27 protein-coding genes are annotated in these 26,592 nt (G+C 69.8%); 4 read left to right on the top strand and 23 right to left on the bottom strand.

Annotated elements, in window-relative coordinates:
• Positions 1–90: 90 nt before the first annotated feature.
• From OHB56_RS33350 to OHB56_RS33375, 6 genes are all read right to left on the bottom strand, one after another.
• Positions 91–327 carry a hypothetical protein gene (locus OHB56_RS33350; RefSeq protein ID WP_406357362.1) on the bottom strand — a complete coding sequence of 79 codons (237 nt, stop codon included), beginning with the start codon at positions 325–327 and terminating at the stop codon, positions 91–93.
• A gap of 86 nt (positions 328–413) precedes the next feature.
• On the bottom strand, positions 414–605 hold the full coding sequence (locus OHB56_RS33355; protein ID WP_406357364.1) for a hypothetical protein: 192 nt from the start codon (positions 603–605) through the stop codon (positions 414–416).
• A complete protein-coding gene (locus tag OHB56_RS33360; protein ID WP_406357366.1) occupies positions 602–2,182 on the bottom strand; it encodes a hypothetical protein in 1,581 nt (526 codons plus the stop codon). The genes OHB56_RS33355 and OHB56_RS33360 overlap by 4 nt, the downstream gene beginning before the upstream one ends.
• Positions 2,179–2,832: a WhiB family transcriptional regulator gene (locus OHB56_RS33365; protein ID WP_406357368.1), complete on the bottom strand. Its 654-nt coding sequence runs from the start codon at positions 2,830–2,832 to the stop codon at positions 2,179–2,181. Before OHB56_RS33365 ends, OHB56_RS33360 begins: the two co-directional genes overlap by 4 nt.
• Before the next feature lie 156 nt (positions 2,833–2,988).
• Complete coding sequence (locus OHB56_RS33370; protein ID WP_406357370.1) at positions 2,989–3,690, bottom strand: hypothetical protein; 702 nt, start codon at positions 3,688–3,690, stop codon at positions 2,989–2,991.
• Between the two features lie 2 nt (positions 3,691–3,692).
• A complete protein-coding gene (locus OHB56_RS33375) occupies positions 3,693–4,589 on the bottom strand; it encodes a helix-turn-helix domain-containing protein (RefSeq protein WP_406357372.1) in 897 nt (298 codons plus the stop codon).
• Positions 4,590–5,261: 672 nt separating this feature from the next.
• On the opposite strand from OHB56_RS33375, the gene OHB56_RS33380 reads away from it, so the two are divergent.
• The 4 genes from OHB56_RS33380 (at position 5,262) to OHB56_RS33395 (ending at position 8,263) form a co-directional block, all read left to right on the top strand.
• The gene (locus OHB56_RS33380; RefSeq protein ID WP_406357374.1) at positions 5,262–5,708 is read left to right on the top strand and encodes an XRE family transcriptional regulator; all 447 of its coding nucleotides are present in this window, start codon (positions 5,262–5,264) and stop codon (positions 5,706–5,708) included.
• 367 nt (positions 5,709–6,075) lie between these two features.
• Entirely contained in the window at positions 6,076–6,453 is a 378-nt protein-coding gene (locus OHB56_RS33385) for a hypothetical protein (RefSeq protein WP_406357375.1), read from the top strand.
• Complete coding sequence (locus tag OHB56_RS33390; protein WP_406357377.1) at positions 6,450–7,643, top strand: MAB_1171c family putative transporter; 1,194 nt, start codon at positions 6,450–6,452, stop codon at positions 7,641–7,643. Before OHB56_RS33385 ends, OHB56_RS33390 begins: the two co-directional genes overlap by 4 nt.
• Complete coding sequence (locus tag OHB56_RS33395; protein WP_406357378.1) at positions 7,640–8,263, top strand: hypothetical protein; 624 nt, start codon at positions 7,640–7,642, stop codon at positions 8,261–8,263. Before OHB56_RS33390 ends, OHB56_RS33395 begins: the two co-directional genes overlap by 4 nt.
• A 154-nt stretch (positions 8,264–8,417) precedes the next feature.
• Here OHB56_RS33395 and OHB56_RS33400 read toward each other — a convergent pair whose 3' ends face one another.
• From OHB56_RS33400 to OHB56_RS33480, 17 genes are all read right to left on the bottom strand, one after another.
• Positions 8,418–9,632 (bottom strand): bifunctional class I SAM-dependent methyltransferase/NUDIX hydrolase, encoded by a 1,215-nt coding sequence (locus tag OHB56_RS33400; protein ID WP_406357380.1) that lies wholly within the window; start codon positions 9,630–9,632, stop codon positions 8,418–8,420.
• A 27-nt stretch (positions 9,633–9,659) separates the two neighbouring features.
• Entirely contained in the window at positions 9,660–10,424 is a 765-nt protein-coding gene (locus tag OHB56_RS33405; protein ID WP_244330209.1) for an NUDIX domain-containing protein, read from the bottom strand.
• A gap of 241 nt (positions 10,425–10,665) precedes the next feature.
• Positions 10,666–11,550 (bottom strand): phosphotransferase enzyme family protein, encoded by an 885-nt coding sequence (locus OHB56_RS33410; RefSeq protein WP_406357382.1) that lies wholly within the window; start codon positions 11,548–11,550, stop codon positions 10,666–10,668.
• The gene (locus OHB56_RS33415; RefSeq protein WP_406357384.1) at positions 11,547–13,037 is read right to left on the bottom strand and encodes an NUDIX domain-containing protein; all 1,491 of its coding nucleotides are present in this window, start codon (positions 13,035–13,037) and stop codon (positions 11,547–11,549) included. Before OHB56_RS33415 ends, OHB56_RS33410 begins: the two co-directional genes overlap by 4 nt.
• Positions 13,038–13,094: 57 nt before the next feature.
• Positions 13,095–14,150, bottom strand: a complete 1,056-nt coding sequence (locus OHB56_RS33420; protein WP_244330206.1) for an NUDIX hydrolase — start codon at positions 14,148–14,150, stop codon at positions 13,095–13,097.
• A gap of 145 nt (positions 14,151–14,295) precedes the next feature.
• Positions 14,296–16,236 carry an ATP-binding cassette domain-containing protein gene (locus tag OHB56_RS33425; RefSeq protein WP_406357386.1) on the bottom strand — a complete coding sequence of 647 codons (1,941 nt, stop codon included), beginning with the start codon at positions 16,234–16,236 and terminating at the stop codon, positions 14,296–14,298.
• Positions 16,237–16,447: 211 nt separating this feature from the next.
• Entirely contained in the window at positions 16,448–17,626 is a 1,179-nt protein-coding gene (locus tag OHB56_RS33430; RefSeq protein WP_244330205.1) for a hypothetical protein, read from the bottom strand.
• 1 nt (position 17,627) lies between these two features.
• Positions 17,628–19,718 carry a methyltransferase, FxLD system gene (fxlM, locus tag OHB56_RS33435; RefSeq protein WP_406357388.1) on the bottom strand — a complete coding sequence of 697 codons (2,091 nt, stop codon included), beginning with the start codon at positions 19,716–19,718 and terminating at the stop codon, positions 17,628–17,630.
• An 18-nt stretch (positions 19,719–19,736) separates the two neighbouring features.
• Positions 19,737–20,996 carry a lanthionine synthetase C family protein gene (locus OHB56_RS33440; protein ID WP_055605537.1) on the bottom strand — a complete coding sequence of 420 codons (1,260 nt, stop codon included), beginning with the start codon at positions 20,994–20,996 and terminating at the stop codon, positions 19,737–19,739.
• Complete coding sequence (locus tag OHB56_RS33445; protein WP_406357390.1) at positions 20,983–24,081, bottom strand: lantibiotic dehydratase; 3,099 nt, start codon at positions 24,079–24,081, stop codon at positions 20,983–20,985. The genes OHB56_RS33440 and OHB56_RS33445 overlap by 14 nt, the downstream gene beginning before the upstream one ends.
• 82 nt (positions 24,082–24,163) lie before the next feature.
• On the bottom strand, positions 24,164–24,343 hold the full coding sequence (locus OHB56_RS33450; protein ID WP_406357392.1) for an FxLD family lanthipeptide: 180 nt from the start codon (positions 24,341–24,343) through the stop codon (positions 24,164–24,166).
• 39 nt (positions 24,344–24,382) lie between these two features.
• A complete protein-coding gene (locus OHB56_RS33455) occupies positions 24,383–24,514 on the bottom strand; it encodes an FxLD family lanthipeptide (protein ID WP_079060774.1) in 132 nt (43 codons plus the stop codon).
• Between the two features lie 105 nt (positions 24,515–24,619).
• On the bottom strand, positions 24,620–24,748 hold the full coding sequence (gene fxlA, locus OHB56_RS33460; RefSeq protein WP_406357393.1) for an FxLD family lanthipeptide: 129 nt from the start codon (positions 24,746–24,748) through the stop codon (positions 24,620–24,622).
• 128 nt (positions 24,749–24,876) lie between these two features.
• Complete coding sequence (locus OHB56_RS33465; protein ID WP_406357395.1) at positions 24,877–25,128, bottom strand: DUF6082 family protein; 252 nt, start codon at positions 25,126–25,128, stop codon at positions 24,877–24,879.
• The gene (locus OHB56_RS33470; RefSeq protein ID WP_406357396.1) at positions 25,116–25,343 is read right to left on the bottom strand and encodes a hypothetical protein; all 228 of its coding nucleotides are present in this window, start codon (positions 25,341–25,343) and stop codon (positions 25,116–25,118) included. The genes OHB56_RS33465 and OHB56_RS33470 overlap by 13 nt, the downstream gene beginning before the upstream one ends.
• Positions 25,344–25,416: 73 nt before the next feature.
• The gene (locus tag OHB56_RS33475) at positions 25,417–25,992 is read right to left on the bottom strand and encodes a DUF6624 domain-containing protein (RefSeq protein ID WP_381171965.1); all 576 of its coding nucleotides are present in this window, start codon (positions 25,990–25,992) and stop codon (positions 25,417–25,419) included.
• Entirely contained in the window at positions 25,989–26,552 is a 564-nt protein-coding gene (locus OHB56_RS33480; protein WP_406357398.1) for a hypothetical protein, read from the bottom strand. Before OHB56_RS33480 ends, OHB56_RS33475 begins: the two co-directional genes overlap by 4 nt.
• Between the last annotated feature and the right edge of the window lie 40 nt (positions 26,553–26,592).

A 26,592-nucleotide genomic window follows, 5' to 3' on the forward strand; every position in this document is an offset into this window, starting at 1 on the left:
AAGAGTGTCTTGGCCGATAACTTGCTCGCCCCGAGACCGAGTTTAGGTCCCGAGCAGGTTCCGGGGTGGTGCCGTTCTTGTTCAAATTCGTCATCGGGTACGGGCCCTGGTGGAGCGGATACGGTGCTGGATGGCGGCGGCCAGCTCGACAATGTCGGCCGGCCCCGCGAGGACGTGGACGGGGCCATCGGCCTCGGGTTGGACGAGCCACTGGCTGCTCGGGGCGAGGAGCACGGCGTGCAGGAGGCGTCGGCGGACCAGGACGTCGGCCCATGCGCAGGCTTCGATGGTCGTGTGCGCGGACGAGCGTGTGGGACGGGGAATCACGGGGGTGCCTCCTGGAGAGGGGCGGTGACCCGGCATCGAGCCGGGGCACCGCGGGTGATAGATGCAACGATCTGCAGCTTTGTGGGTCAGCCGCACTCGGGACAGCGTCCGACGTGGCCGCTGAGGGCCCTGGCCATCCGGGCCTTCGTCGAGGCGGCGTACTTCGCGCTGCACTTCGCCGCCGGCCTTCCGGCATGCCGCTCGGAGTGAGCGTTCAGGAAACCGATCTCCCGCTCGTACTCCTTACGAAGGGCCATGAACCGCGGGCAGGTCTTCATCGGGTGCTGCTCCTTGTCTTCGTGGTGGTGTCCTCGCTCCGCAGTTGCTGGAGGGCGAGGCCCAATCGGTCGTTCCGGCCGCCCTTGAGGCCCTCGCGCCGGATGATCTCCCTCAGCTGGACCCGGGTCACGGCTTCGTTGCCGTCCCGTTTGAGCAAGGCCGGTACGTGAGGGCGGACCTGCTCGACGAGGTGCTCCACGGACTGCTCCGGCTCGAGCGGCGGACGCTGCGTCTGCGGACTCCGGGGCCTGCTCCGCTTGTCTGCCCCGCTCTTGACCTCCGTGGTCGGCTTCCGCTTGAGGGGCACCTTGTGCTCCCGGTCCCCGGTGGTGTCGGTCCCCGTGTCGGGGGTGCTCGGTCCCCGGTCCCCGGTGGTGTCGGTCCCCGTGTCGGGGGTGCTCGGTCCCCGGTCCCGGTCAGGGCTCTGAGCAGGCCCTTTCGCCGCAGCGAGGCCGGTCCTCATGCAACTGACGCGGTCCTTCTTGGACTCTGGTTTGGCCGCCTCGGTCCCCGCGCTGTCACGGCCCCTGGTCCCCGCGTCACGGTTTCCGGTCCCCAGCTCGGTCCCCGCTCCACGATCCCCGGTCCCGTGGACCGGTCCCCTCTCCATGTACGGTCCCCGGTCCCCGGCAGGGTCGGAGGCGGTACGGGGACCGTCGACGGGGACCGCGGTGCTCCAGGCCGTCGGTGCGGGGACCGTGACGGTCGTCGTGTTGTCGTGGTGCGGGGACCAAGGGGAGGGCAGGGGGACCGTGGCGAGCGCGAGTGCGTGCCGACGGGCGGCGAGCTGGTCGAGCAGCTCGGTGCGCTGGGCAGGGTCCGTTCCGACTGAGGCCCGGCCGATCGCCTTCGACAGCCGTCGCGTGAGTCGCCGACCATGCCAGTTCTGCTGCTGTTTGGGGGTGCGTTCGGCGAGGCGTGCGGCGAGCGCGACCGCGCGGGCGGTGGCTCGGTCGCGGGTGATCTGTGCGGCGTCGCGGTCCCGTGCGGCGATACCGAGGCGGGACAGCAGCCGCTCGCGTGCCTCACGCCCGAGGATGGCGAACAGGCCGTGGGAGGCGGCGCCGGGGGTGCGCACGCGGAGTTCGATGCCCATGGCGAGGTGCCACAGCATCGCCGCCATGACCGGTCCGACGAAGGCGCGGACGGTGCCGCCGACGGGACCGCTCTCGGCGTAGGCAGGGATCACCTGCACTCCGGTGATGACCCACACCAGGGTGCCCGGCAGCCCAGGCGCTCCCTGGACGGCCAGGTTCTGCCGGGCCATCAGCGCGGTTGCAAAGAGGGCGAGTTCGGCGGCAGCGAACATGCCGACGCGCTCGGCGGTGCCAGCCATGTCGAGATAGGTGGCGGCGAACCGCCAGCTCGTGTCCGCGCTGTAGGCGGTGCAGCCGAGCGCGGCGAGCGCGGCTACCTTGACCGCCGGGCTGCCGAGACGTTTCTGCTGACGGGCGCTCCGGTAACGGATCGCCCAGGCGGTCAGGGCCAGCGCCAGGGCGGTGGCGGGAACGCCGATGGCGAGGAGGAGGGACAGGTCCGGGACGACACCGAGGGACAGAACGGTGGGGTGGGTCATGCGGCCTTTCCGGGAGAGGCGTGCGCCGAGGTGGGCTTCGCCGGCGGGCATGTCGGGGGCTTCGTGCTGGGCTTGGCGGACGCGGATCGACTGGTCGGCGGGGCGGTCTGCGTTCCCTTGTTCTTGTTCTTGTTCTTGCGCCTCGGTACGCCGAGGGTCCGGTCGCGGTCGAAGACCTTGTTGGCGGCCTGCCGCAGCAGGTCACGGGCGTGCTTGTGGCTGATCTGCAGGGCGGCTGCGAGCCGGTCGGGGCGCCAGCCCCGGACGTAGGCGTGGTCGATGACGACCTGGCGCTCGGTCCCGGTCAGGTGTACGTCGCGTCCGTTGAAGAAGGCGATCACGCGGCCGTAGTCGAGGCGCTGCGGCAGCCCGTCGTGCCAGGGGCGCCGCTCCGCCTCGGTCAGCCCGCCCCAGATCCCTTCCTTGAGGGCGTTCTCCAGGGCGTAGTTGAGGCAGTCGCGGCGGACCGGACACAGGCCGCACAGTTCCTTCGCCTCGGTGATGGCCTCGTGGTCCCGGGGGAGCGGGAAGAAGGTGGCGTCGGCGTCCTCGGGGTTCATGCCGTGGCACACGCCGCGGGTGTGCCAGCTGGTGTCGCCGATGCCTCGCAGGCCGCTGGTCGGCGAGGTGTGGGTGGTGATGTGGCGCAAGGTGGTCTCCGATGTGCTGCCGCGTCGGCTGGTTGGAGCCGGCGGAGGGCGGACGCGGCGTCGGGGGTCGGCTGCGGCGTGGGGCGGCGCCGCAGCCGGTGCGGGACGAGGTGGTGTTGCCGGGGCAGCGGGCAGGGAGTGCCGGTGGTGGGCCGGTCAGGCCATCGCCGACTGGGGGGTATCCCGCGCCTGTTTTGAGGCGGCGAGGTCCCGGCGGCAGTGGTGCGGGTCGGTCCGCGTGGCGTTGCCGCGTGCGAAGCCGTCGGGGGCGACCCGCCGGCGGCGGCATGGCTCGCCGACCGCGGCCTCGCACCATTCGCAGCGGACCGAGAGCGCGTCAGGCTCGCCCTGGGCGATGGCTGCCTCTCGTGCCGCACGGGCGGGCCGGAAGGGCGCCAGCGCGGCCCGGGCCTCTGGGGGGATGCAGGAGCCGACTTCCTTCAGCCGCGCTTCCAGCCTCGGGTCGATGCGGCGCCCGGCGAGCTGCCGGTGATGCACGGGTTGTGCGTGGCCGGTGGCGACGGCGCGGCGGGTGCCGACCAGCTCGGCTGTCCAGGCCGCCTGGTCGTCCGGGTCCACGGACGGGGTGGGGTCGGTGTGCCGCTGGAGGCGGTCGCGTCGGTAGCTCTCCCAAGGGCGGGCGATGTCCGCCGGGAGGATCTGGTACGGCGAGACCCGGATGTGTTGGCGGGCTGCGATGCGGGCGTCCCAGCCGTGCGGTGTGGCCAGGGGGACGTCGCCGAGCAGCTCGTGCCACTGGGCGAGCTGGTCGCGGGCCTCGCCCTGGTCGGTGCGGATGGTGCGGGGGTCGAGTCGGCTGATGTAGGCCAGCAGGGCGGCGATTTCGCGGCGGTCCATGGCTACTCCGCTTCGGTCGGCTCGTCGAGGGCGGCGAGGAGGGCGGCGGTGTGGGCTTCCGCCCGGGTCATGCCGCCTGCGGGGGCGGGGCCGCTGCCGGGCAGGGCGTAGAGGTTCGGGCGGCCGAGGGTGTGTTCCCGGGCGATCCAGGAGCGCCAGTCGGCAGCCCAGGCGCCCGCCGAGCGGGGCTTCCAGTCGGCCCGGTGGGCACGCCACTTCGCGTCGGCGGCGCGCAGGCCGTCCTCGCCGAGGCGGGCGAGGTGCCCCTGCTCGTGGGCCCAGGCTTCGGTGGCTGGGTCGACCCGCCACTCGCCGGCCGGGGTGAGGACAGCACCACTACTGTTGCCTTTACGGTTCACCTTCGGTTCTCTACGGTTCTGGGGGTTGGATTCCGTACCTTGCGGGGCGCGGGTTCCGGTACGTCGGGGGGTCGGATTCCGTCGCGAGGGGCCGGATTCCGCACCGGTCGAACTCCGGCGGGAGGGGGCGGATCCCTTGCCCTCCTTGGGCCAGATCCCGTGCCGCCGGAGCCGTACCTCGTCCAGCTCGGGCACCGGGTCCGACTCGGTCGGCGGCTCGACGTACGCGTCCGGGTCCTCCCGCGTGGCTGCCGCGACCTTGGCCAGCCACGCGGCGGCGCGCGGCAGGCGGTAGGCCGTGGTGCGCTGCGGGCCCTGCAGATGGTCCAGCACCTTCAGCTCGCCGCTCTGGACGAGCGACGTGAGCGCGTCGCGTACCGCGGTCCGGCTCGCGTTCGTGCGCTCGACCAGGCTGGAGAGTGAGGCCCAGGCGACGCACTGCTCGTCCGGTACGCGGTCGGCGATCGACAGCAGGACCAGGCGCGCGGTCCCACGGCTGGAGCTGTGCTCCCACACCCATTCGCGGGCGTCGACGCTCACCGGCCGCTCCCGATCATCGGGCGGAAGGGCTGTGTCGGCCCGGTGGCCGGGACGTGTTCCCGCCGACGGCGGGTGGAGTCGGGGAAGCTGGAGGCTACCGAGCAGGCCAGGCCATCGGGCCTTTTGCGCAGGACGGAGCGCATGCAAGAATCTCCTTTGGTATTGCCACGCTGAGACGCCCGGTGGAAGGGATCAGCGTGGTGATGGTGGCGATCTCCGCCCTTGCCGGGGCGGTCTGCCGTGAAGCGTTCGGTGTCCGGGAGTTGCCGCTCTCGGGCACCGTCGCTGTTTGTGGGCCTATGTGGCCCGGTGGGTGCGCATGCCGCTGCTCCTTATGGTTGTTGCGCCGGGCGGGCTGCCCAGGGGACGACGAACATACGCACGACGCCGCGTCAAGATCCAGACTTGGTTCTTAAACTCTCTACAACTCTCCGCCTCGTGTCGATTTGTCCGTTAGTGGGCTTACGTGCGGCCAGGTCCTCGCTTCTCGGTTGAGGTCGCCTCGCGCGGGGGCTGTTCACACCTGTTGACAGTCGAGCAAGATCGTAAGTCGCAGGCGGCATCATCTGTCAACTGAAGCGGACAACTTCGTTGGCTTTGCGGGTTCGGTGTGCGCCTGAGTTGACAGGTTTGGTTTGATGGGCCCCTGTGCGTGACGGAAAGGGGACAAGTGTGGGCGACGGGGTCAGCGAGGAGGGGCGCGCTCTGGCGGAAAAGGTCGACCGGCTGTTCCGGGTGATCCACCCCGAGGGGCGGGGACCTTACTCGCTGCGCGAGGTCGCCCGAGGCGTGGCGGACATGGGCGGCCCCAGCATGTCGGCGAGCTTCCTTCACCAGTTGCGCACGGGGCAACGGGACAACCCCGGTATCAAGTACCTGAAGGCGATTGCAGGCTTTTTTGGCGTTTCGCCGGCGTACTTCTTTGACGACGAGGAGGGGGCGCGCGCTCAGGCGGAGGTGACCCTGCTCGAGTCGATGCGCGACAACCAGGTCCGCTCCGTGGCCCTGCGCGCCTCCGGCCTTTCTCCCGAGACCCTCCGCACCGTGCAGGCGTTCATTGAGCGAGCTCGGGAGCTCGAGGGTCTCGACGAAGACGGCCAGTCGGAGCGAGACGTATGACTCTCGTCACTCATTGTGGGGGATAGGTCCTGTAAAAATCAGGACACTTCTGTCGGGCTGTCCTGAAAATGCCGGGGCCGTCGCGAAGGTTCTTTGGCCGAATCTGGATCACCACCCTCAGGTCACATAGAGTGACCGGTGATGCGCCGTCAGTGCGCCTGAAGCAAGCGGAAATGAAAGACCAGGGAGGGGCTCGTTGCGCTCACAGCGACGACTCCGGATACCGTCCTTCCGGCAGCGCCGGAAACTGGTGAATCCGGACCCACTGTCAGGAATCGAGATTCCTTCCCCCTTCGATCTGCAGAAATTCTGCGTCGCCGTAGCGGAGTACCGAGGCCGCCCTCTGCTTGTCGAGGAAGTCGAAGGAGTGAGCGGCGCGGACGACGAGTTGTGCGGCCTGTGGGTGGAACTCGATACCGCGGACTGCATCTTTTTCGAGGCGTCGACCTCCCCGCTGCACCGAGACCACATCGTCCTGCACGAGATCAGTCACATGCTTCTCGGACACAGCTCCTCGAGCGACACGAGTACGGGCGCCAACCTGGGCGAACTGTTCACCACCATCGATCCCCGCACTGTCCGCAGTGTGCTGGGGCGGGCGAACTTCAGCAGTCCCCAGGAACGCGAGGCCGAGCAACTCGCCACCCGAATAGCCAAACTGGCAAAACTGACGCCCCTTCCGAAAACTCGTGATCCCGAGCTCGATCGTCTTGACGCGGCGTTGCGCGGTGACGGCAGAAGGTGAACATCTTCACGTTCGTGGTCGCTGTACTCCTGTGGATCACCGTTGCATGGCGTGCCGTCAAGGTCTGGCGGAAAGGGCAGGACCGGTCTCTTTGGTGGGCGTTCTTCGGGCTGGCCATCATGATGACGTTGCGCATGCCGCCCGGAAGAGCGCTCGACCAATGGACAGGCGTTACCGACCTCTCCTACTTGCTGAAGCACCTCATCGGAGGGGTGCTTGCATCAGCTGCTCTGCTGGCCTTCCTGCGTAAGGTTTCCGGGGCTTCGGAGGAGCCGCGAACCAAGCGACGGCGCATCATGTTCGCCTGTGGGACGGCGCTCGCCATGGCGATTTTGTTCTTCGCGAAACTCCAGCCGTACGAGACGCCGTCGATATTCGCGGATCCCGTGGCCCGTTACGCGTTCCTCGCCTACACACTTCTCTTCCTCGGCTACCTCACCGCCTCACTGCTGGGAGGCATGAGGCTCTGTTGGCGCTGGGGAAACAACTCAAGTGGTCCCGCGCTCAGTTGGGGACTTCGAACCATCGGCATGGGCTTGGCTGCCGGCGTCGCGTATGCCGTCGTCAGAGCGACAACGATCACTACACGCATCCACGGTGACGGCCTCTTCCCCGGCGCCGTGGACGACTACATCAGCACCGCCCTGCTCATGGCGGCCCTCGTCCTCATCGTCGCAGGCACCAGCCTGCCCATGCTCAGCCTGCTCCACAGCTGGCGGGCCGAGCGGCACGCGCTACTGCGCCTGCGCCCCCTGTGGCGAGACCTCACACAGGTCACACCCTCCGTACGCCTCCACGCTCCACGCGGCACGGTGACCGAACACCTCAACCCGCTCAATGTGCACGACCGTTTGTACCGTCGAGGCGTCGAGATCCGTGACGCCGCACTGGCCCTCAACAACTACGCGTCGCCCGCCCTCCGGAAACGGGCCCAGCAGCACGCCGAAGCCCGGGGCCTCTTCGGCACGCAGGCCGCTATCGCGGCCGAAGCCTGCTGGCTTGCCGCCGCACGCCGCGCCAAGTTCCGGGGCGCAGCGCCCGGTTCCAGCGTCGAGCACCGCCCCGCGGGTGGCGGTCGAGATCTGCGCAGTGAGATCTCCGCGCTCACCCAGCTGTCCGACGCCTACCACTCCGACCTCGTCCGAGACTTCACGGACTCTGAAGACCGCCTGATGGAGCCACTGGCATGAGCACCTTCGTCGCACCCCCCACCCCCACCTACGCCGAAGCCACACCGCGCGTGAAAACGGCGAAGGTCCTCACCGACGTCTTCGCACCGGCCAACCTGGTCATCGCGCTGCTCCTGCTGATCGGCTGGCACAGCACCAGCAGTTTCAGCGGAGTCGGATGGGGCCTGTTCGCGGCCTTGTTCTGCGGCATCGTCCCCATGGGGATCATCCACTTCGGCGTCCGCCGCGGGAAACTCACCGACAAGCACATCCGCGTACGCAAGCAGCGCATCGCCCCCCTCACGGCCACCCTGGCCTCCGTGGTGACCGGCATCGTTCTCCTGAACGTCCTGGACGCGCCGCAGGAGGTCTTCGCGCTCGTCATCGCCATGCTCGTCGGCCTGGCCAGCGCGCTGACGGTGACGGTGTGGTGGCAGATATCCGTGCACAACGCCGTTGCCGGCGGCGCCGTGATGATCCTCGTCCTGGTCTTCGGCCAGACGCTGGTCCTTCCCGCGGTCCTTTTCGTAGTGGCCATGGGGTGGTCCCGTCGCGTCCTGAAGGCGCACACCCTGGCTCAGCTCGTCTGCGGCACCGCGTTGGGCTCCACCGCTGCCCTGGTGTTCACGCTTCTGCAGTAGCAGCTTCGGCGGGCGCGCCGTGTCGGGCGCGCCCTGTATCGGTGGAGCCGCCTGGTAGCCACGCGCAGCAGCGGCTGACGATCACCTTGTCCAGTCACGCTATCGGCCCTGGGTGGACGGTTTGGGATGCCCTAATGGAGGGCCGTGAAGGGGGTTAGGCGGGCGGTCGGGTTCGCTTCCGAAGGCTGTGGGGGGCTCCGTCGCCGACTGCGTACGGGGTGAACTGAGCGGGGGTGTGGTCGATGGGCAGGTCGGGCTGCCAGGCGGTGAGGATCTGAGCACTGCACACGAACAAACCGTCGGGAAGCTGATCGAGTGGGTACCAGTCCCAGTCGCCGACGTTCTCGTTCGGCTGCGTGGTCGGCTGTCCGTGCCAGGCATGCACGAGGGCACCGACAGTGACCCGAAGGACGCCTTCGACGTGGTCGACGAGCGTGCCCAGGAGCGTGACGGCGCTGGTGTGAGTGGTGAGACCGGTCTCTTCGCCGAGTTCGCGCACCACTGCGGCATCGAAGGACTCACCGGCCTCGACGGTTCCACCGGGCAGTTCGAGGGTGCCACGCTTATGGCGGCCCAGCAGGAGGCCCTGCTTGCTGACGAGGATGGCTCCGACGCCGACAGCCGCGTGCGGCACTGGCGGCCTGCTGCTGCGGGGGCGGCTGGAGACCAGTGCCGGCCGGTCGGGCAGGCGGCGGGCACGGATGAGCTGCTGGATGACCGCGGCGCTTTCGTCCGGGTGGTGCAGCAGGTTAATGGTCTCGACACGGAAGCCGTACTCGGTGAGTAGGTCCTCCCACAGTTGCGGCGCCAGGACCCACATCTGGGTGGCCAGCGGTGGATCGTCGCGCAGCAGGATCATCTGCTCGCGCGGTGTCACCTGCGTGGACGGACCGAGACCGTTCAGGTCGGTGTGCAGGAGCGAGAGGATCAGCGGTGCGCCGGGACGCAGCCCGTCGTGCAGGGCTGGCAGCGCCCGGTGTGGGTCGATGAAGGCCAGTGTGCCGATGGCGTACGCGGCGTCGAACGGCTCGACTTCGGCGAGGTATTCGGCCACATCTCCTTGTGTGAACTCCACGCCCGGGACATCCACGTGGGTGGAGGTGGCGCGTTCGTGCTGGGTCGGAGATAGTTCAATTCCGGTGACGCGAGCGCCGTGGGTGCGCGCGAGATGGACGGAGTGATGGCCTGCCCCGGACCCGATGTCCAGGACGCGGCGGCCGGTGATGTCGCCAAGGATTTCAGCACCTGGCCCGATCCCCTCCCATGGCGTCCAGGACATTCGGTCGGGAATGGGCGGCGTGTAGGAACGCGCGAGTTGGCGCTGGCCGTAGATCTTCCAAGCTCGAGTGTTGATGTCCTCGACGGGCACGGTGCCTCCTCGGTGGGCGGTATGCGGTCAGGTGCGCGTGATGAGGTAGGCGGGGCCTTCGCCGGTTCGGGCACGTTCGATGGCGTTGAGACGGGAGAAGTCACGAGGCGCCATCAACTCCTGCCAGCCAGCCATGTCGTGCACGGCCCACATGTCGTGTTCTGCGGGATCGAGGCGGATCTGTGCTAGCTGGTCTCTGGTCAGTTGGCCGCCGTCGAAGATGAACCCCACTTTGTTCAACGGCATGCGCGGCCCGGCGTGCAGAAAGTGCATGAGTAGCAATTTCGGCGCTGTCAGCCCGAGTTCGAGACCGGTCTCTTCGAGCCCTTCGCGCCGGGCGGTCTGGAGCGGGTCCTCTCCCTGTGCGTCGAGGTTGCCGCCCGGGAATTGCCAGAGCCGGGAGCCGTAGACCGAGCGCAGCTGTACCGGTCGGTCGTCCTCGTCGCGGACGTACAGGCAGCCGTACACGGTGTGGTGGGGAACGGTCTGTGCGTACTGCGTGGGTGTCATCGGCATGGGGCGGCCCGGTCGGGCGGGGCGGTGGTCGAATTCGAAGGCGAGAGCGCCGAGAGCTTCCTTGGCTGGCGGGTAGATGCTCCGGAGGTTGGCGAGCAGTTCCCCGAGCGGTCCGTCCGGGTCGATGCGCGCGGGGTCCTCCGAGCTGAGTAGATCCTCGAAGGAGGCGTAGCGGGTGATCCGCTGCACGATGACGTCGAGTTCCCGGTCGCTGTCCCGGTCGTGGAAGACAATGGGATCGCCGGCTGCGATGGCGCGCTTCTGCGGGGTGGCCACCCTGACCTCGATCGTTTTACGGCCTGCCTCCACTTGCCGGTAGTACCTCGGGAGCAGGCGCATGTGGTGCTCATGCCGTTCACCTCCTGTCGCCGGACCAGGGATGGCCGAGACTGCTTGCTGGACGTCGTCAGGCACGAGCGCCTCCGATCGATGCTTGCGGCTGGTCTGTTGCGGGGTGTGCGGGCTACTGGAAGACAAGCCAGGGCTTGTCCGGGGCGGAGCCTTCAGGGTGGCCGGTTCACTGGGGGTGATCTTGGGCTCGTAGGCGCGCCAGGGTGCGGTGCCCGCGGTCCTGTGTTTCCGCATCGCTGTGCGTGGTGCCGTACTGGATTCCGGATAGGGCGTCGAGAGCGGAGTCGATGACGAAGCGTTCTTCTTCGGCTGGGGTGAGTTCGCGGCCGTAGCCGGCCATGAACGCGTCGCAGAGGCGCGGCTGTGTGGCCCAGGCGTCCGCGAGGCGGACCAGGTCCCGGATGGCCGGGCCGGGCTCGCTGCGTTCGAAGTCGATCACCGCGAGGCTGCCGTCCTGGTCCAGCAGCAGGTTGCGCAGCTGGAAATCCCCGTGTGTCGGCACGCGGTCCAGGGGCGGAACGCCTTCGGCGCGCGCCACGGTGCTTCGGATGAACTTCTCGTCCCCCGGGTTCAGGTAGGGGCGTGCTGCTTCCAGGTGCCGTTCGACCTTCGCGAGCGCGGGCACTCCTTCGGCCGTGGGGAACGGCCCTGCTGCGCTGCGGTGAATGGCTGCGGCCAAGGCGCCGATCTGGTGGAAGAGGTGTTGTTGCTGCTCGGGCGGGTGCGCGAGGCCGTGTAGGGGCTGGCCGGGTACCGCGGTGATGACAACGGCGCGCAACGCGCTGTCGGCGGTCACGAGGGTGGGGGCAGCTGCTGGGAGGCGCGGGACCCAGCTGCGGTACGCGTCTACCTCCCGGTGGTGGAACCGAGTGTTCTGGTGGATCTTGACGTACCAGGTTCCGCCGTCTGCTCCGTGTGCCCGCCATACCCGGCTGCTCTCGCGGGCCCATGAGGTGTCCGTCCAGGTGGCGATGTGCCCCACGGCCTGTTCGGCGAGCCTGCGCACTTCCTCGGGCGGGAGGTCCGGGTGCGTGGACGTGGCTGTGCTCATGCCCATCCCGTTTCGGAGTAGAGGCGGCCGGCGCGGATGCCTTCGATGACCACCCGGGCGTAGGGGACAAGGTCGTCGGGGAGCGCGGCCGGGTCCCAGAATTTCCACTGGGTGCACTTGTTCGGCTCGCGCAGTTGCGGCTCGCCGGTCCAAGTACGGGCGCGGAAGAACAGGCCCATGCGAGGCCGGTCCCCGGCCCGGTCGATGTGGTGGACGACGTGGACGAGTTCGACGTCGTGCGGCTGGATCTGCAGGCCGGCCTCCTCCCGGGCCTCCCTGATCAGGCACGTGATGGCGCTCTCCTGCTCGCAGTGGCCGGCCAGGACGTGCCAGGTGGAGGGCGCGAACGCGGAGTCGGGGTGGCGCAGCCCGAGCAGCACCGTTCCGTCGGGCCGCTCCAGGTAGAGGTGGACGCCGATGACGTTGAGGACCGGGCCGTGCGGGGAGGCCGGTCGGCGCTCGTCGTTCGGTGAGGCCCCGCTCTGCGACGCGGCGCGGGATGTGCCGGCCGTGCGGCTGGCGGCGTGGCGGCGTACGAGGTCGCTGGTGGTGGGCGCGATGCGCAGGCGGTGGAGGTCTTCGGGGGCGAACCAGGCCAGCATCACCCCTTCCGTCAGGTGGAGGTCGCGGGGATCGCCGTTCCAGCGGCCGGCGTAGATGGCGATGGGCACGGTCGCGCCGGCGTCGTCGGTTGCTTCCTCGATGCCGAACGGGGTCAGGTCGGCGATGTGGAGGCCGGCTTCCTCGGCCAGTTCGCGCCGCACGGTGTGTTCCAGGGCGGCGTCCTGGGGCTCTCGGCCGCCGCCCAGCAGGGACCACATGCCCGGCTCCCAGATCTGGCCGGGGAAGTAGTCGCGCAGGTGGAGCAGGTACTCGTCGCGGTCGTTGTAGATCAGGGCGGAGGCGTTGGCGGTCTCCGGTTCGACGGTGGGCGTGAGCTTGAGCAGCTTCTCGCGCAGGGAGGGGGAGGTCACTCTGTCCACGGGTCGCCACTCGATGCCGGCGACTTCTTCTTTCTGGAGCACCACCGGCACCTCTGTCGCTGTGTGCAGGCGGAAGAGGAAGCGGAGGTCGAAGTGCGGGTGGCCGGGTTCGCCTTTGCCCGGGTGGGCGTCGATGTCGTGGATGTCGATGTCGAACGGCACGGCCTCGTAGCCGGCCCACGGTGCCACGGCCTGGGGTGGGATCCCGGTCTCCTCGTGCAGCTCCCGCAGGGCCGCCGCGGCCAGGGACTCGTCCTCGGGTTCGGTGTGTCCGCCGGGAGCGAGGATCTTCCCGCTTGCCCGGTGCAGCACGTGCAGGACGCGGCCGAGCTGGTCGACGACGATGGCGCCGCAGGTGACGTGTCCGGAGAAGGTGGAGCGACAGGCGATGTCGGTGGGCCGGTCGAGGGCGTCCAGGAGGCCGCCGAGTTGTGTTCGCTCGTGCGGGTGGCGAGCGAGGTAGGTCTCGACGGTGGTGCGGATGCGGTCGTGCGACAGCGGCATAGGTCTACCTCAGAGGGGCGCAGAACGGAACGAGTCGATGCGGGATGGTCCTTCGTGTCAGCTCAGCCGCATCCCCTCCGCAGGGACTTCCTCGATTGCGGTGGGGCGAGCGGTGGGCAGGCCCCAGCGCTCCCGGGCTGTCTCCGCGGCGAGTCGGGCTTGCCGCGCTCCTGGCGGGCCCCATCCCAGCAGGGCAGCTGCCTGGACGGGGGTGGCGAGCAGGCGTGCGAAGGGGTGGCCGGTGGCGGGGTCGACGGCCGCCGGCCCGATGGCGGTGACACGAGCGGCCAGGCGGAGCCGGGCGTTGGGTCCCACTCCGCCGTAGACCTCGCCGGTCTCGTCCAGCACCCAGCCCAGTCGCACCGGGTCGGTCAGGGTGAGCTGGGCTTCCTCGGCGGCTTCGCGGTGGAGGGTGTCCTCGGGAGTCGTGTCGGTCTTCTCCACGGTGCCGCCGGGCAGCATCGGCAGGGCGCCCCGGGGGCCGGGGTCGGCAACGAGGACGACGCGGCCGTCGGGAACGAAGCACCACGCCCAGGCTTGCTGCACGGGGAGCCGCTCGGGGACGGGGCCGCGATCGAGAGGGCTGTCCCACAGAGGCCGGTAGCGGACGTGGACGTCATGGCGATCCAGCGCCGGGACGTCGAGGATGTGCCGGCCGTCGGCGAGGTGGGCGGTGGCGGTGTTTCCGAGCCGGGCACGGTAGGCGGCGAGCATGATCTGCCCGTCCACGGGGCGTAGCCGCTCTACCGCGTCCCGGGTCTCTAGGAAGGCGAACTCGGACAGCTCCTCGTGAGGCAGGCGGATCGCCTCCACCTGGTCGGGGGTGAGGGTTCCGCCGTCGAAGACGTACCGGATCTCTCCGGGACAGGACGCACCGGGCTGGATGTCGGGGTGGTGCGGCGAGAGGGAGTGGACGGCGAGCACGCCCGACAGGGGCAGGTCCGCCAGGCCCAGTTCCTCGGTGATCTCGCGCCGGCAGGTGACGTGCGGGTGTTCGCCGGGTTCGACGACGCCTCCGGGTAGCAGCCACCGGTCGTCCTCGCGGTAGGTGGGGTGCACCAGCAGGACGCGGCCGACCTGGTTGGTGACGATCGCGGCAGCGCCGACCCACACTGTGTGCCGGGACGATGCATACGGCGCTGCAGCCAGGGCGGCACGCCGTGCGACGTGATCCGAAGGGGAGACGGGAGAGGTCACGTGGCTCTGCCTTTCAGGACGGCGGGCGGGCGTGTATACGGCGCGGACTGGGGAGTGGTGATCAGGCGGTGCCGCCGCTCATCCGGCGCTGTAGCTCCCACAAGGCCTGGAAGAGCCCCGGCTCCTGGGTGAGCTGGGCGTAGGTGCCTTCCTGCACGATCCGGCCCTCGTCCAGGACCACGATCCGGTCGGCGACGGCCACGTTGGTGAGCCGGTGCGTGATCAGCAGAATGGCGCGGTCCTTGGCCAGTTCGCGCAGGCCGGCGAAGATCCGGTGCTCAGCACGGGCGTCGAGGGCGGCCGTGGGTTCATCCATCACCAGGAGCGCCGCCTGCCGATGGAAGGCGCGGGTAAGAACAAGGCGCTGCCACTGCCCGCCGGAGAGCTGCTGCCCGCCGAACCACTCGCTGGTCAGGAGGGTATTCAGGCCGGAGCGGAGGCTCGGCAGCATCTCTGCGGCGCCGGACGCCTCGCACGCGGCGAGCAAGGCCGCGTCGCTGGTGTCGCCCTGCCCGAACGTGATGTTGTCGCGCATCGTCAGCGGCAGGTACGTGAACTTCTGCGGGACCAGCGCGACGTGCTCCCACGCCCCCCACGGGTCCAGGTCCGCCGTGGAGGCGTGATCCCAGGCCACGTCGCCCTCGGTGGGCAGCAGCAGTCCGCACAGCAGGCGCGAGAGGGTCGTCTTGCCGGAGCCGTTCTCCCCGACCAGCGCCACGATCTCGCCGCGCCGCACGTGGAGGGAGACGCCGCTCAAGCTGTCCTTGGGGGCGCCGTCGTAGCGGTAGGTGACGTCGCGGACCTCGAAGCGCTCCGGGGCCGCGGGCAGGGGCGCGGTGCCGCGGGAGTCGGTCATGGCCTGGCCGTGGGCGTTGTCGAGGAAGTTCTGCCAGTCCTGTACGTACCAGCCGGTGCGCACCAGGCGGGCTCCGCCGTTGATGATGCCGCGCACGGAGCCGGTGGCCGTCTGGAGGGCGAAGACGGCGCCGCCTCCGGCCGCCAGGCTCATGCGGCCGGAGGCCAGGAGCCACAGCAGCGCCGCCCACACGGCGGTCGACGCGATTCCGCCTGCGACGGCACCGGCCAGTCCCATCCAGGCGCCGGTGTTCGCGGCCTTGCGTTCGGCCGCGTTGACCGAGGCGGCCAGCTTCCGGTACCGGTCGATGAGGAAGGGGCCGGCCAGGCAGGCACGCATCTCCTCGCTGGACTCCTGATAGGCCGTGTGCCAGCGCAGCTTGCCCAGCATCCGGCGCCGCCCGGAGGTCTCCAGCCCGGCGAGGTAGATCACCCGCGCGGACCGGACGTAGGCGGCGGCCTGCGGCAGGCACGCGAGGAAGAGAAGGGGAAGGAGCAGCGGGTGCAGGACGGTCAGGACGGCTGCGCCGGCCGTGAGTGTCGCGGTCGCCGCGAGGACGTCCTGTGCCTCTTCGACGAGGTCGGGGGTGACTTGGGCTCCGCGGTCGGCGATGTCGTAGGCGTCGTTGTATCCGGGCTTGTTGTTGGCGGCCAGTTCCGCGCCGAGTGCGGCTTCGATCATCGTCAGCTCCGCTGCCCGGCCGAGAACGGGCCGCAGACGGCCGGTCAGCCAGACGACCGCGATGCCCAGCAGCGCGCGCAGGCCGGTGGCGGCGGCGATGACGGCCAGCTGCGGAGCGGCGTCCCACAGCCGCTCGGTGATAGCCCCCGAGGAGATCAGCGCGGTGATCGTGCCCGTGACGGCCAGAAGGCCAAGAGCCGCGAGGACGCCCGTACCGATCTGGCACACCAGCAGTCCGATGGTCGCGCCGCGGTCCACCCGCCAGGCCATCTGCACCGAGCGCCGTACGAGCGCGGGCAGGCGCCGCGCCATGGTGCGGGACGTCAGTAGGGAGCCGGCCTGGAGCCGCGACTTGTCGCGGTAGAGGTATTCCTCCTCTCGAACACCGGTCTGCTGCGGTTCGTCGTCCTGCGAGGTGCCCTTCGGTGGTTGCGGCGGCTGATCCTGCGTGATGGCCGAGGTCATCGTTCCCCCTAGGACGGTCGCTGTAGCGGAGTCGTGAGGTCTAACGACCCGGCTGCGATATCGAACACACCTCATTCGGTCGTGCCGGAGAGCCCTCTATTTCCTGAGTGAGGGAACCTCGCGGGCGCGGGATCCCTGGTCTGGCTTGGATCGGCTTCGGCCCGGAAATGGCCGAAACGCCGACGCCGCGAGCAGTAAGCCGTAGGCAGCCTCACCTCGACCTGTTGGGATCAGATGCCGGTCGAGGTTGACCATCGGTATCAGCGGCATGACGGCGACTGATCTGCTCAGTTGGATTGGCTCGGCCGGCGAAGTGGCGTTCCCAGACTTTGACGGAGACCGACGTAGCGTCCCGCAGGGCCAGCTCCAGAGGTGCAGGGATGTGCCCTATGCCGAGGCCGGCCGAGGCGACGGCGGCCGACAACGCACGGTGCTCGTCGAGGGTCATCTCTTTGCGGCAGACGGGATGAGCGAGGACATCACGCGCGACGTACCCGTCCCCGGACGTTGTTGCCTCACGGGTGAGGCGGCGCGACGCTTCGGCCTGACGGGTATGTGGGGAGAGGTCGAGCACGGCCAGTCCGACGCGAGTGCGGAAGACGGCAAGCTCGGGATCCGTATCGAAGGCCAGATAGTGCTTCACTATATTCTCGGCCGGGCCGACCGGGTCCTCGCCGGCTGCGCCGAGGCAGAGCGCGGCGAGGCACGCAGCGACCGCGTGCTCCCAGTCCTCCACCAGGGTGCTCTTGTTCAGGAACTTCAGTGCCTCGCCGGGGTGCCCGCCGAGGCAGCGGACGAGCACTTCCACCTGACGCCCGTCGAAGAGGCGCTGGCCCACGCCGCGGTGCTGCTCGCTGTGGGCCCGTGCGCGGTCCCACTGGCCGGCGGCGACGAGGGCACGGGTTCCATCGCCGAGGAGTACGGCCCACAACCACTGGCACACCGTCTGATGGTCGGCCGCCGACTTCGTGAGGCGCTGGAAGGACAGGGTGCGGCCGTCGATGACCGCTTCCGTCTTTGATCTCACCGCTCGGTTCAAGGAGTCGAGCAGCTGGTATGCGCCGCGCCCGTCGCCGTCGCGGATGCGTAGACGCGCCAGGTTGACCAGGGGCTCCAGGGCGTACCGGGCCTCCTGCGCGTTCAGGGGCTGAGCGCGCAGGAGGACCTCGGCGTGACGCCAGCACAGAACGCGCGCCAAGTCCGGCATGCCGCAGTCGCTCACGAACAGGGCCGCCTTGTTCAAGGCGACGGTCGCGGAGTTCACCGTGCCGTCGCGCTCAGCGGCGGCTGCGAGGTCGCTGATCTCGCGGACCCGAGCGGCGAGGGGCGGGCAGGCTGGACGTGGACGGGCAACAAGCGGGAACCGCTGCGCTATCTGGCCGACGTCCATGTCACTGCCATTCGATGACGATGCGGTTCAGCACGTTGTCGAAGGCGAAGCGGCCGGGCTTCGGGGCGAGCGGGGCCGCGTCGAGCTGTTGGATCTCGAATGCGACGTCGAGCGCCCGGAAGTCACGGTCCCAGGTGCGGATCTGATCCGCGACGTCTCCGGCGAGCACCTCACGATCGGGGCCGTGGCCGATGACGCCGAACTCGTACAAGGTGGCGCCGTCGGGGGCCTTCTTCGCGTACGGGCGCCGGGTGAGGTAGGTGAGCGTGCCGCCCTCGAAGACCGCGGTCGAGGACGGGTAGGGCGCGGTGACCAGTCCCTTCTCGATGGCCTCGTTCTTGGCGGGCATCCGGCTCAGGCCGTTCGGCATGGCGCAGGCGAGCCACAGCTCCAGGTACTCCGCCGACTCCGGGCCCCGGAAGGTGACGTCCGTCCACACCTCGGTGCGGGGCTGGCGGAAGATGTCGCTCAGGGCATCCGGGTCGACCTTCTGGTCTCCGTTGGTGACGAGGGTGACGGTGTTGTCGCGGTCCAGGGGCACGAGGACGCGGGGGTCGTCGGCGATGCCCTGGCGCAGCGGCATGAACGTGTTCATCTGGCTGCCGACGCTGCGCCAGGCTCCGCCGTGGTCCTCGAAGGCGATCGAGCGGGAGACGCTGCCGCGTAGGCGCAGCGGGGTGAGGAGGCGTCCGCCGGGGGCGAGCTGGTCGAGCCAGGCGTGGGGCACGGCGTGGGCGCCGACGGTGGCTTCGATGCGGTCGTACGGCGCGTTGGGGGCGTGGCCGACTGCTCCGTCTCCGAGGACCACCTTCACGTTGTGGATGTCGGCGGCGGCCAGTCCGGCACGCGCTCCGTCGACGATGTCCTCGTCCACGTCGATCGTGGTGACGTGCCCCTTTTCCCCGACGAGGTAGCCGAGGAGACCGGCGTTGAAGCCGGTGCCGGCCCCCAGCTCCAGGATCTTCTGGCCGGGCTCGACGTCGAGCTGCTCCAGCATCATGCCGACGATGTCGGGCTGGGAGGCGCAGCTGATAGAGACGCCGGACGCGTCGAGCTTGGTGTTCACGGGGGCGTTCCCGTACGCCTTCTCCAGGGGGGCGTCCGGGACGAAGAGGTGGCGGGGCACCGCCCGCATGGCCTCCTCCACGCGGGGTGTGCGCACGCATCCCTCTTCGACCAGATGGTCGATGAGCTGGGTACGCAGGCGGTCGGCTGAACTGGCTTCCATGGTGTGACTGTTCACCCCGTTGACCGTAGTGCTCGCTGCCCCCTCGGCTGGGGTGGACGCGGCGTTGTCGCTCGTTCCCATGACTACCTCTTTCGCGAGTGTTGACAAGGTGTGCTGGTCCTCCGCGGGTAGGCCCAGACGGTTCCAGTGGAAGATGCCGTGGTGGGCGATCACGGCCCGCAGTCCTCGTTCCAGGTGGCCCTGGCGGTTAAGGTCGGCGAGCTGCTGGCCGAGCCACTCGAACGTGGCTATCCACTCGGCCAGCGGCGCGAGTCGGCCGTCGGCGACGCTGCGGCTGGAGGTGCTGACGTCGACCGTCATCAGCCGGTGGACAGCAGCCCTGTGCCGTTGCGGATGGCGGATATCGTCGCCGGGGCGTTCGGCCGCGATCCTTGCCCAGACGTCGCCCTGCTCGTACCAGTCGAGTCCTGCTGCACGCATCGCCACGCTGAGCAGGAGGACTCCCAGCTCGCGGCGTCCGAGCCCGGGTCCGCTCGCGGTCTGCTCGCGGGCCACCTGGTCCAGCAGGTGACGGCTGTCGTCGTGGAACAGGGTGTGCGCGATCTCCGTGGCGGCCGAGCCGCCGAAGGCAGTCTCTTCCGGCTCGTAGATGCCCCGCGTCCAGGAGGCGAGGACGCCGGCATCGACCAGCTCGTCCAGTGCAGCGTCGAGGCCCTTCGCGGCGTCTGGGCCCGCGGGGCGGTACCGCAACCGCCACCAGGGGAACTTCCGCAGGAATGACCACTGGGCCAGTTCCTGCTTGTGGGCGGTCAGCACCGGGAGCAGATGCTCCACGGCGGTGGCCTCGGCGCTGCTCCAGTCGGTGAACCGGATGAGGCGTTGCGGCCATTCGTCCGCTGCCATGTTCCTCCTTCTCTCTGGCTAGTTGGTCAGGAAGCAGGTGTCCCACCCGGACGCGGACGGCGTGCCGGTGCGGAAGGAGTGGAGGGCGAGGGCGGTGCCTGCGGCACCTTCGAGGAGCCCGATGTCCCCGCCGCCGGGAGGGTCGATCAGTGAGCCCGCCAGCGTGCCGGGCGCGGTGTCGGTGATCGGCGCCAAGAGCCGGGGCAGGCACTCGGTGAGGCCGGGGGTGATGGCTTCGGCGGCAACGAGTTGCGTGATGTGTGCCAGGCCCGCGAAGCCGTGGCACAGGGAGAAGTCCACGGTCGCGCCCAGCTGGTCGGGGTCCGTCATCGCGCGGAGGAGGGCGGTCTCGGCCAGGCGTTGGCGTGCGGGGTGGTTGAGGGCGAGAGCGGCGAGCTGCTGAGCGCGGGCGAATCCTGCGGTCCCGTAGCACCAGGACGGGCGGGAGGGGCCGGGGCTGGGCGTACCGGATCGGAGCTGCTCGCGGGTGATCCAGTACGGCCACCACGGGCCGGTGGGGCCGTCCTGCTGCCAGTGGTCGAGCCAGGCCAGGATGCGGGTGATCGCGTCGAGGTGGCCGTCGACCGTGACACCGCGGCGCGTTGCGAGGGAGAGCATGGCAAGGGGGCCGCCGATGCCGTGGGCGACACCGTTGTTGGCGTGCCCCTCCGGATAGTCCGGCGAGGTCTTGCCGGAGGGGGCGAGGTGGCTCCACCAGCCGGGCAGGAGTTCACCGTCGTGCTTGACTGGCTCGGTCAGCCGGACCAGGTACGTCAGGATGTCCCGGAGTACGTCGGTGTGGACGTCGCGGTGCAGCAGGAGCGCGCCCATCCCGCTCAGGCCCCGGATCGCATCGAATTCGGCCAGCACGGGGGTCTCGCCACGGTCCATGCGCACGTGGGCGCCGGCGAGCCGGTCACGGATCGCCGTCGTGACGTACCTGTCGAGGGTGTTCAGGGCGCGGGCGTAGCGTCCGGGGCGGTCGGCCGCGGCGTGCAGGGCGAAGGCGAGCGCGGGCGCCCCGTAGTAGAGGTGGCTGTCCGTGCCCCCGACGGCGGGTTCTGCTGCGGCGCAGGCGAGCCAGTCGTGTGCGCGCTGCCAGGGCCCCTGGTCGGTGCGGGCCCGTTCGATGTGCAGCAGCGCGACACCGACGGCGCCGTGCGCGAGGGACTGCGGCCACCAGCCCTGGCGGTGGTGCAGCCCCTGTACGTCCTGGGGCGAGGCAAGGCGTTCCGCGATGGTGTCGGCGGCGATCCGTGCGCTCTCACGCAGGTCCATGGTGATCTCCTCGGTGGGTCCAGGCCATGGCGGCGGCATGGGCCAGCCGTACGCACATGCGCTCGTCGTCCTTGTCGATGCCGGCGGCGCGGATGTGGTGGGCGTGCAGCAACGAGTCGAGAACGAGGTCTGGGTCGATGCCGCCGGCCGCGTTCAGCGACTGCCGGTAGCGGGCCAGGGCTTCGTCGCGCTCGCTCCAGGCGGCAGCGATGGCCGCGCCGCCGGGGGCGGCGCGCAGGGCCGCCCAGTCGCCGGTTGGATCGGCCAGACGTACCGCCTCATCGAGCACCGTCCGGTTCAGGGGGCGCGGGTCGTTGAGGCGGCCGTGGGTGGTCAGCCAGTCCATGCCGCCCGCGGTGCTGCCGGTGAAGGCGGAGGCGAGGGCGACGAAGTTCGCTGCGGTGAGAACCTGTTGGTGGGGGCGCGCGCTCTGGGCGAACTGGACGGCCAAGGCGCGGGAGTCTGCGGCGAAGACGTCTTCGGCCAGGCTCATCAGCGGCCCCGCGCCCCACCGGCCGGTTTCCGGGTAGGAGGTGGCGAACTGCATGTCGGTGAGCAGTCCGGCACGGCGCAGTCCGGCCGCCCAGGCGCCCACGCGCTGTGCGGCGGGGGCGAAGTCCTGCGGGCTGGGGACCGCGATGCGCAGGCGCAGATGCCATCGGGGGTCGCGGTAGCGCATGTACCACCACGTGGGAGGCTCGTCCCACTGGGCGAGGAGTTCGGGAAGGTGGCGGGCCAGGATCTCGGGCTGTCGTTCGACGTGCCCGTACAGCTTGACCAGCAGCCACGGGGTGGTTCCCGGGAGGTGGCCGTGGTCGCGGGTGAGGAGCTGCCCTTCGGTCACGGGCGGGACGGCCGGCCACTGCGGGGGGCGAGCGGCCGTCATCGGGGCGATGATCTCGTGGGTCCGTCCGTCGAACCAGCCGACGTCGGATTCTGCTTCGGTCAAGACGGCTGACTCGTGGGTGTCCAGGTGGGCGCGCAGCAGCGCGAGGTGCGCACTTTCGGAGAGGTCCAGCGGGAGGAGCTGGTCGCCCTCGGTCAGCGCGACGCCGTCCGGAACGCGGCGGCGCGTGCGCCACTCGTCGGCGGCCTTGTGCCACTCCTCCCAGGAGGCCCGGCGGTCGGGCAACTCCGACCGGTCCAGCCGCCACCTGGCCGCAGAGAGGATCGTGCGGCCGTAGCGCACGCGCGGCAGGTACGGCAGGGCGGTGGCGGACGCCCACGGGAAGACCGTCAGGACGGCGGCCTGGGAACGGCTGATCTCGGCGAGGAAGCGCGCGAGCGGCGGCGTGTGGCCGCGCAGGTCCAGAGCATGCAGCGTCATGGGGTCCAGCAGGCGCCCGCGGGAGAGGGAGACTAGGTAGAGCCTGCGGCGGTCGCAGCCCACCGCGAGGTCATCGAGCGTGATGGTGCGCTCGTCCACCGGACGGTGCTCCGCCAGACTGATCACGGTCGGCAGGAGTTCGGCAACACGGGTGACGTTGGCGTCGCCACGGTCGAGCGGAGCGAAGGAGACCTGAACGGGCAGCGAGCCGGGCGCGTTGACTGGGAGCTCCTCCAGCATGGCTGCGACGCGGGCCTGATCTTCCGGTGTGAGCAGCCCCAGGCTTCGGCCGCTCGTCGTGCCGATCCCGCGGGAGGGCGCAACGCCTTGGAGGGTGAAGTCACCTGCTTCGAGGGCGGCTTGTGACGTTGCGCAGATCTGGAAGCGCAGCTCCGTGTGGGCCGGGAGCTGCGGGGTGTCCTGGTCTGCGACCGTCAGCGTGCGGACTAGTTCCTCGTCCAGGCAGATCTCGTCGCGGCCGTCGAGCACGGCCGCCTGGGCGAGGGAGAGCAACCGCTGCTCTCGGGAGGTCAGGGCCTCACGTCGTTCGGGCTCCGCGTCCCGGTATCCGGCCGGGAACCCGAGGCCGACGTCCGGGTCCACGAGGTCCCGGACCGGGACGAGCGAGTTGATGCCGTACCGCTCGAAGAACCGGTTGTGGAAGTCCTTCCACGCCGGCGTACCGAAGGGGTACGCGGACAGCCGGGCCAGCACGGTGGCGGCCTTCTCCACCTCGCGGGCAACCTGCAAGGGCAGAGTGAGGGAGCAGTCCATGCGCAGGTCCAGCGTGAGGGGCTGGGCCTTGGCGGGGCTCAAAGCCGTCATCTTCTGGCGCAAGGCGGTACGCAGGCGCCGGCCGTCGGCCGGGGCGAGGACCTGGTTGTGCTGGCGGATGGCGTCTCGGACCGCTCGCAGGTCTGCCACGAGGCCCGCGGTTGGCGACGCGTCGGCGGCCTGGGTCTGCTGGACCAGGTGGTCAAGGGCGTCCAGGGTGGCGGACGGCGCCTGCAGGCTGCTGATGAGCACACCACGCTGGACCAGGCTGGTGACGAGCCCTTCCACCCGGGAGGCAGGCACGTCGGGGAACTCGGTCTTCACCAATCTCACGACTGCGTCGAAGGGGACGGGCGAGGCAGCGGCCTCGACGGCGATCCGGACGGCGGCGGTGTAGCGCAGGGACACTTCTGCCGCGGGGCTGTCCGCGGTGCGGTGTGAGCGGGGCGGGTAGGGCACGATCAGCCGGTCGCCGCGTACGCAGGCCGTGTTGTTGCCCATCACGTCCAGGTGCTGCAGGAGTTCGGGTCTTGCTTCCAGGCGGGTGATCAGGTCAGCGATCCAGTCGCCGTCGGCGCGTGCGACGGCGCGGTGCCACTCGCCCCAGGTCCATCCCGGCTGCGCTCCGAAGGAGGCGGGTGCGATGCCGGCGAACAGGCCGTTGGGGGTGGCTCGGCCCGTCATCCGAATCACGTACTTCATGACGGACACCACAGTGCGGCGTAGCTGACGGGCCTCGGGTCGGGCTGCCGAGCACAGGGTGTTGATCTGCTGTGCGAGCAAGGGGCTGGCCTGCTCGATGGTGCCGACGACCTCGGTCATCGACCAGACGTCGCGCAGCCATGTCTGCCACCGAACCTGCCGGGCCGGCGTGTCGTCGGTGAGGTCTGGCCATGCGGGCAGCGGCAGCCTCGAGTAACGGGCGGCGCGCACGAGCGCCATGTCCGCACACCGGTACAGCGGTCCGCCCTTCCTGGAATCCATGCACCCTCCCTGGTTCGTGGTGTCGGGGTGCCAGCCCGCGCGGCGCAGGACCGCGCAGGCTGGCACATCGGCGTGCTGGAGGTCAGGCCACGTTGGTGGCGCATGACCCCTTGCAGGTGGGCTTGCAGCCGTCGTCCGTCAGGTTGATCAGCGAGGCGGAACCGTCACCGGACTCCACGATGCTGATGTCCAGGTCGAAGGCGTCACCGTCCGCCGTGGCGTTCGGGGACTGCACCTGGCCCTTGATCGTGTTGGCGTGCATGCCGGTCTCTCCCTTCTCGTCGTGCCGGGTGGAAGATGCTCAGGCCACGTTGGTGGCGCACGGGCTGGAGCAGGTGCTGCCGCAGCCGTCGTCGGTGAGGTTGATCAGCGTGGCCTGTCCGTCGCCGGACTCCAGGACGCTGATGTCGAGGTCGAACTCGTCGTGCTCCATGTGCTGTTCCTCCATTGGTGTGCGCGGCTCCCATCGAGCCGCGGGGTTGGTGCCGCGTGAGCGGCGCCGACACGGCAAGGGCGCTGTGCCGGTGGTCTGGTGTGGTCAGGAGCCGCTGGACACGTAGCTGCCGGTGCACGTCGAGCCGCAGCCGCCGTCGGAAGCGACACTCGCCACGGCAGTCCCGCCGGACTCGACGACGCTGATGTCGAGGTCGAACTCGTCGAACTCCATCTGCTGTTTCCTCCACAGGGTGTGCGGCTCAGGGAGAGCCGCTGAAGGGGTTGCCGCTGTACGCGGCGCCGGCACGAACGGAGCGCTGTGCCGGAAGACTGGGAGCGGTCAGGGACGTTCGGCTTCTGTCAGGCCGCTGTGGTCTGCGCTTGCGGGTGGCTCCTGGCGGCCTGGTCCAGCACCCTGGTGAAGTGCTCGGCGCGCTCGTTTCCCTCGGCCTCCTGGGCGCGGAGGTCGCCGAACCGGTTCCAGTACCGCCGGCAGACGTCGCTGCTCATGACCATTGAGGCGAAGAACGGCAGATCCCCGTCGCGGACGAAGCCGAGGCGGTCGCGCAGGCTGAGCGTGCAGATGAGCTGGTTGGCCTTCAGCAGCTGCATGTACTCCTCGACGTCCAGGCCTCGGGTGTCCAGAGCTTGGCTAGGTCGGCGTTGGTGGACATCTGTGCCAGCCAGTCGAGCTGATTCCGGGCGACGACCGCCTCGTTCCGCTTGGCCTGGTGCCGCGCGTCCTGCCTGAGCCGGGCCGCTCCGACCATGACGCTGGTGAGGGAGACAGCGGCACCGGCAGCGAGGACGGCGGTGGTGAGCTTCATACGTCAACAGTCTTTTCTTAGAGCGGGGTTGGGGATGAGCGTCCGGCTGGTGGAGAGCCCGGGTTCCGCTTCTTCATGCGGCCCCCGCGAGCACGACGGTCGGGGCGTCATCGGCAGAGCAGTCAGGGGTGTACCGGCGGCGCACCGTCTTCAGAGCGACGGCGATCGGTGGCAGTCCGACGGTGGCCCTTCGCTCGTCCAGTGATTCCGGCGCGCGCAGCGGGCACAGCTCGATGCCACCGGCGCGCAGGAAGAACTGGGTTCCGTACTCCTGGTCGTGCCCGTTGGTGATGAGGGCGCGGTCGTGCAGGTGCGCCCAGTGCTGGATGAGCGCATCGCCGGCCTGGACCGCCCGCTCCAGCAGAGTGGTGGCGGCGCGCTGGAAGTCGGGTTCGTCGTTGCTGTGCAGGGCGATGCTCCACGCGGCGCGGGCGGCGGCAGGGCCAACGAGGCGGTGGCCGGGCCAGTCGTGTTCGGCCAGGATGCGGCGCAGCACCTTGGTGTTGGCGTGGTCGGCGTGCCGGCCTTGGCCGAGTTGGACGGCGTCGAGCTGGTTGCGCACTCGTTGGGCCCGGTGCGCGGCCGATTCCGCGGCGCGGGCGATCAGCTCGTGGGCGAGGTCGGGCCGCTGCGGTTCGGCGGTCGTCACGCGCTGCCCCGATCGTCCGGGGCTGTCTGCGGCTTGTGGACCCGGCAGCCGATCAGCGCACTCAGCCCAGGCCGGTGCTCGGCCGTGAGTTCGAGGCGGGCGACTCGGTCGCCCTCTCGTCCGGGGACGGATCCGCGCACATCCCAGCCGATGCCGGTCAGTCGACGCAGAAGGGCGGCGATGGGCTCGGCTTCGAGGGGGTGGCGGACCAGGCTCTCGGCCCGTACGAGCGGGAGGTCGAGCCGGGCGGCGAAGTCGGAGGCCCACAGGGTGATCAGCCGGGTGATGTCGTCGGGCTGGCCGGGCAGGGTGTGGACGCAGCTCAGGAAGAGGCACGGGCCCTCGCCCCATCCGAGGTCGGGGTCGCGCTGCGGGATCATGCAGGCCAGCAGCTTCCCGTCCTCGAACAGCCCGGCGGGCTTCTCCTGCGGGTCGCGGAAAAGCGCCGGGAGGTCGGCTCGGGCGGGGACGGGCAGACCGTGCATGGTGAGCCAGCGCTGGCGGTCCTGAACGAGGGCGGCAGCTTCCTCGCGCTCGGCGTCCGTGCGCAGCGTGCGCATCTCATATACGGCGACCGGCGGCGCTGGCGTGATCGGGAGC

It is taken from the genome of Streptomyces sp. NBC_01635 (assembly GCF_045209715.1).
GTDB lineage: Bacteria > Actinomycetota > Actinomycetes > Streptomycetales > Streptomycetaceae > Streptomyces > Streptomyces hirsutus.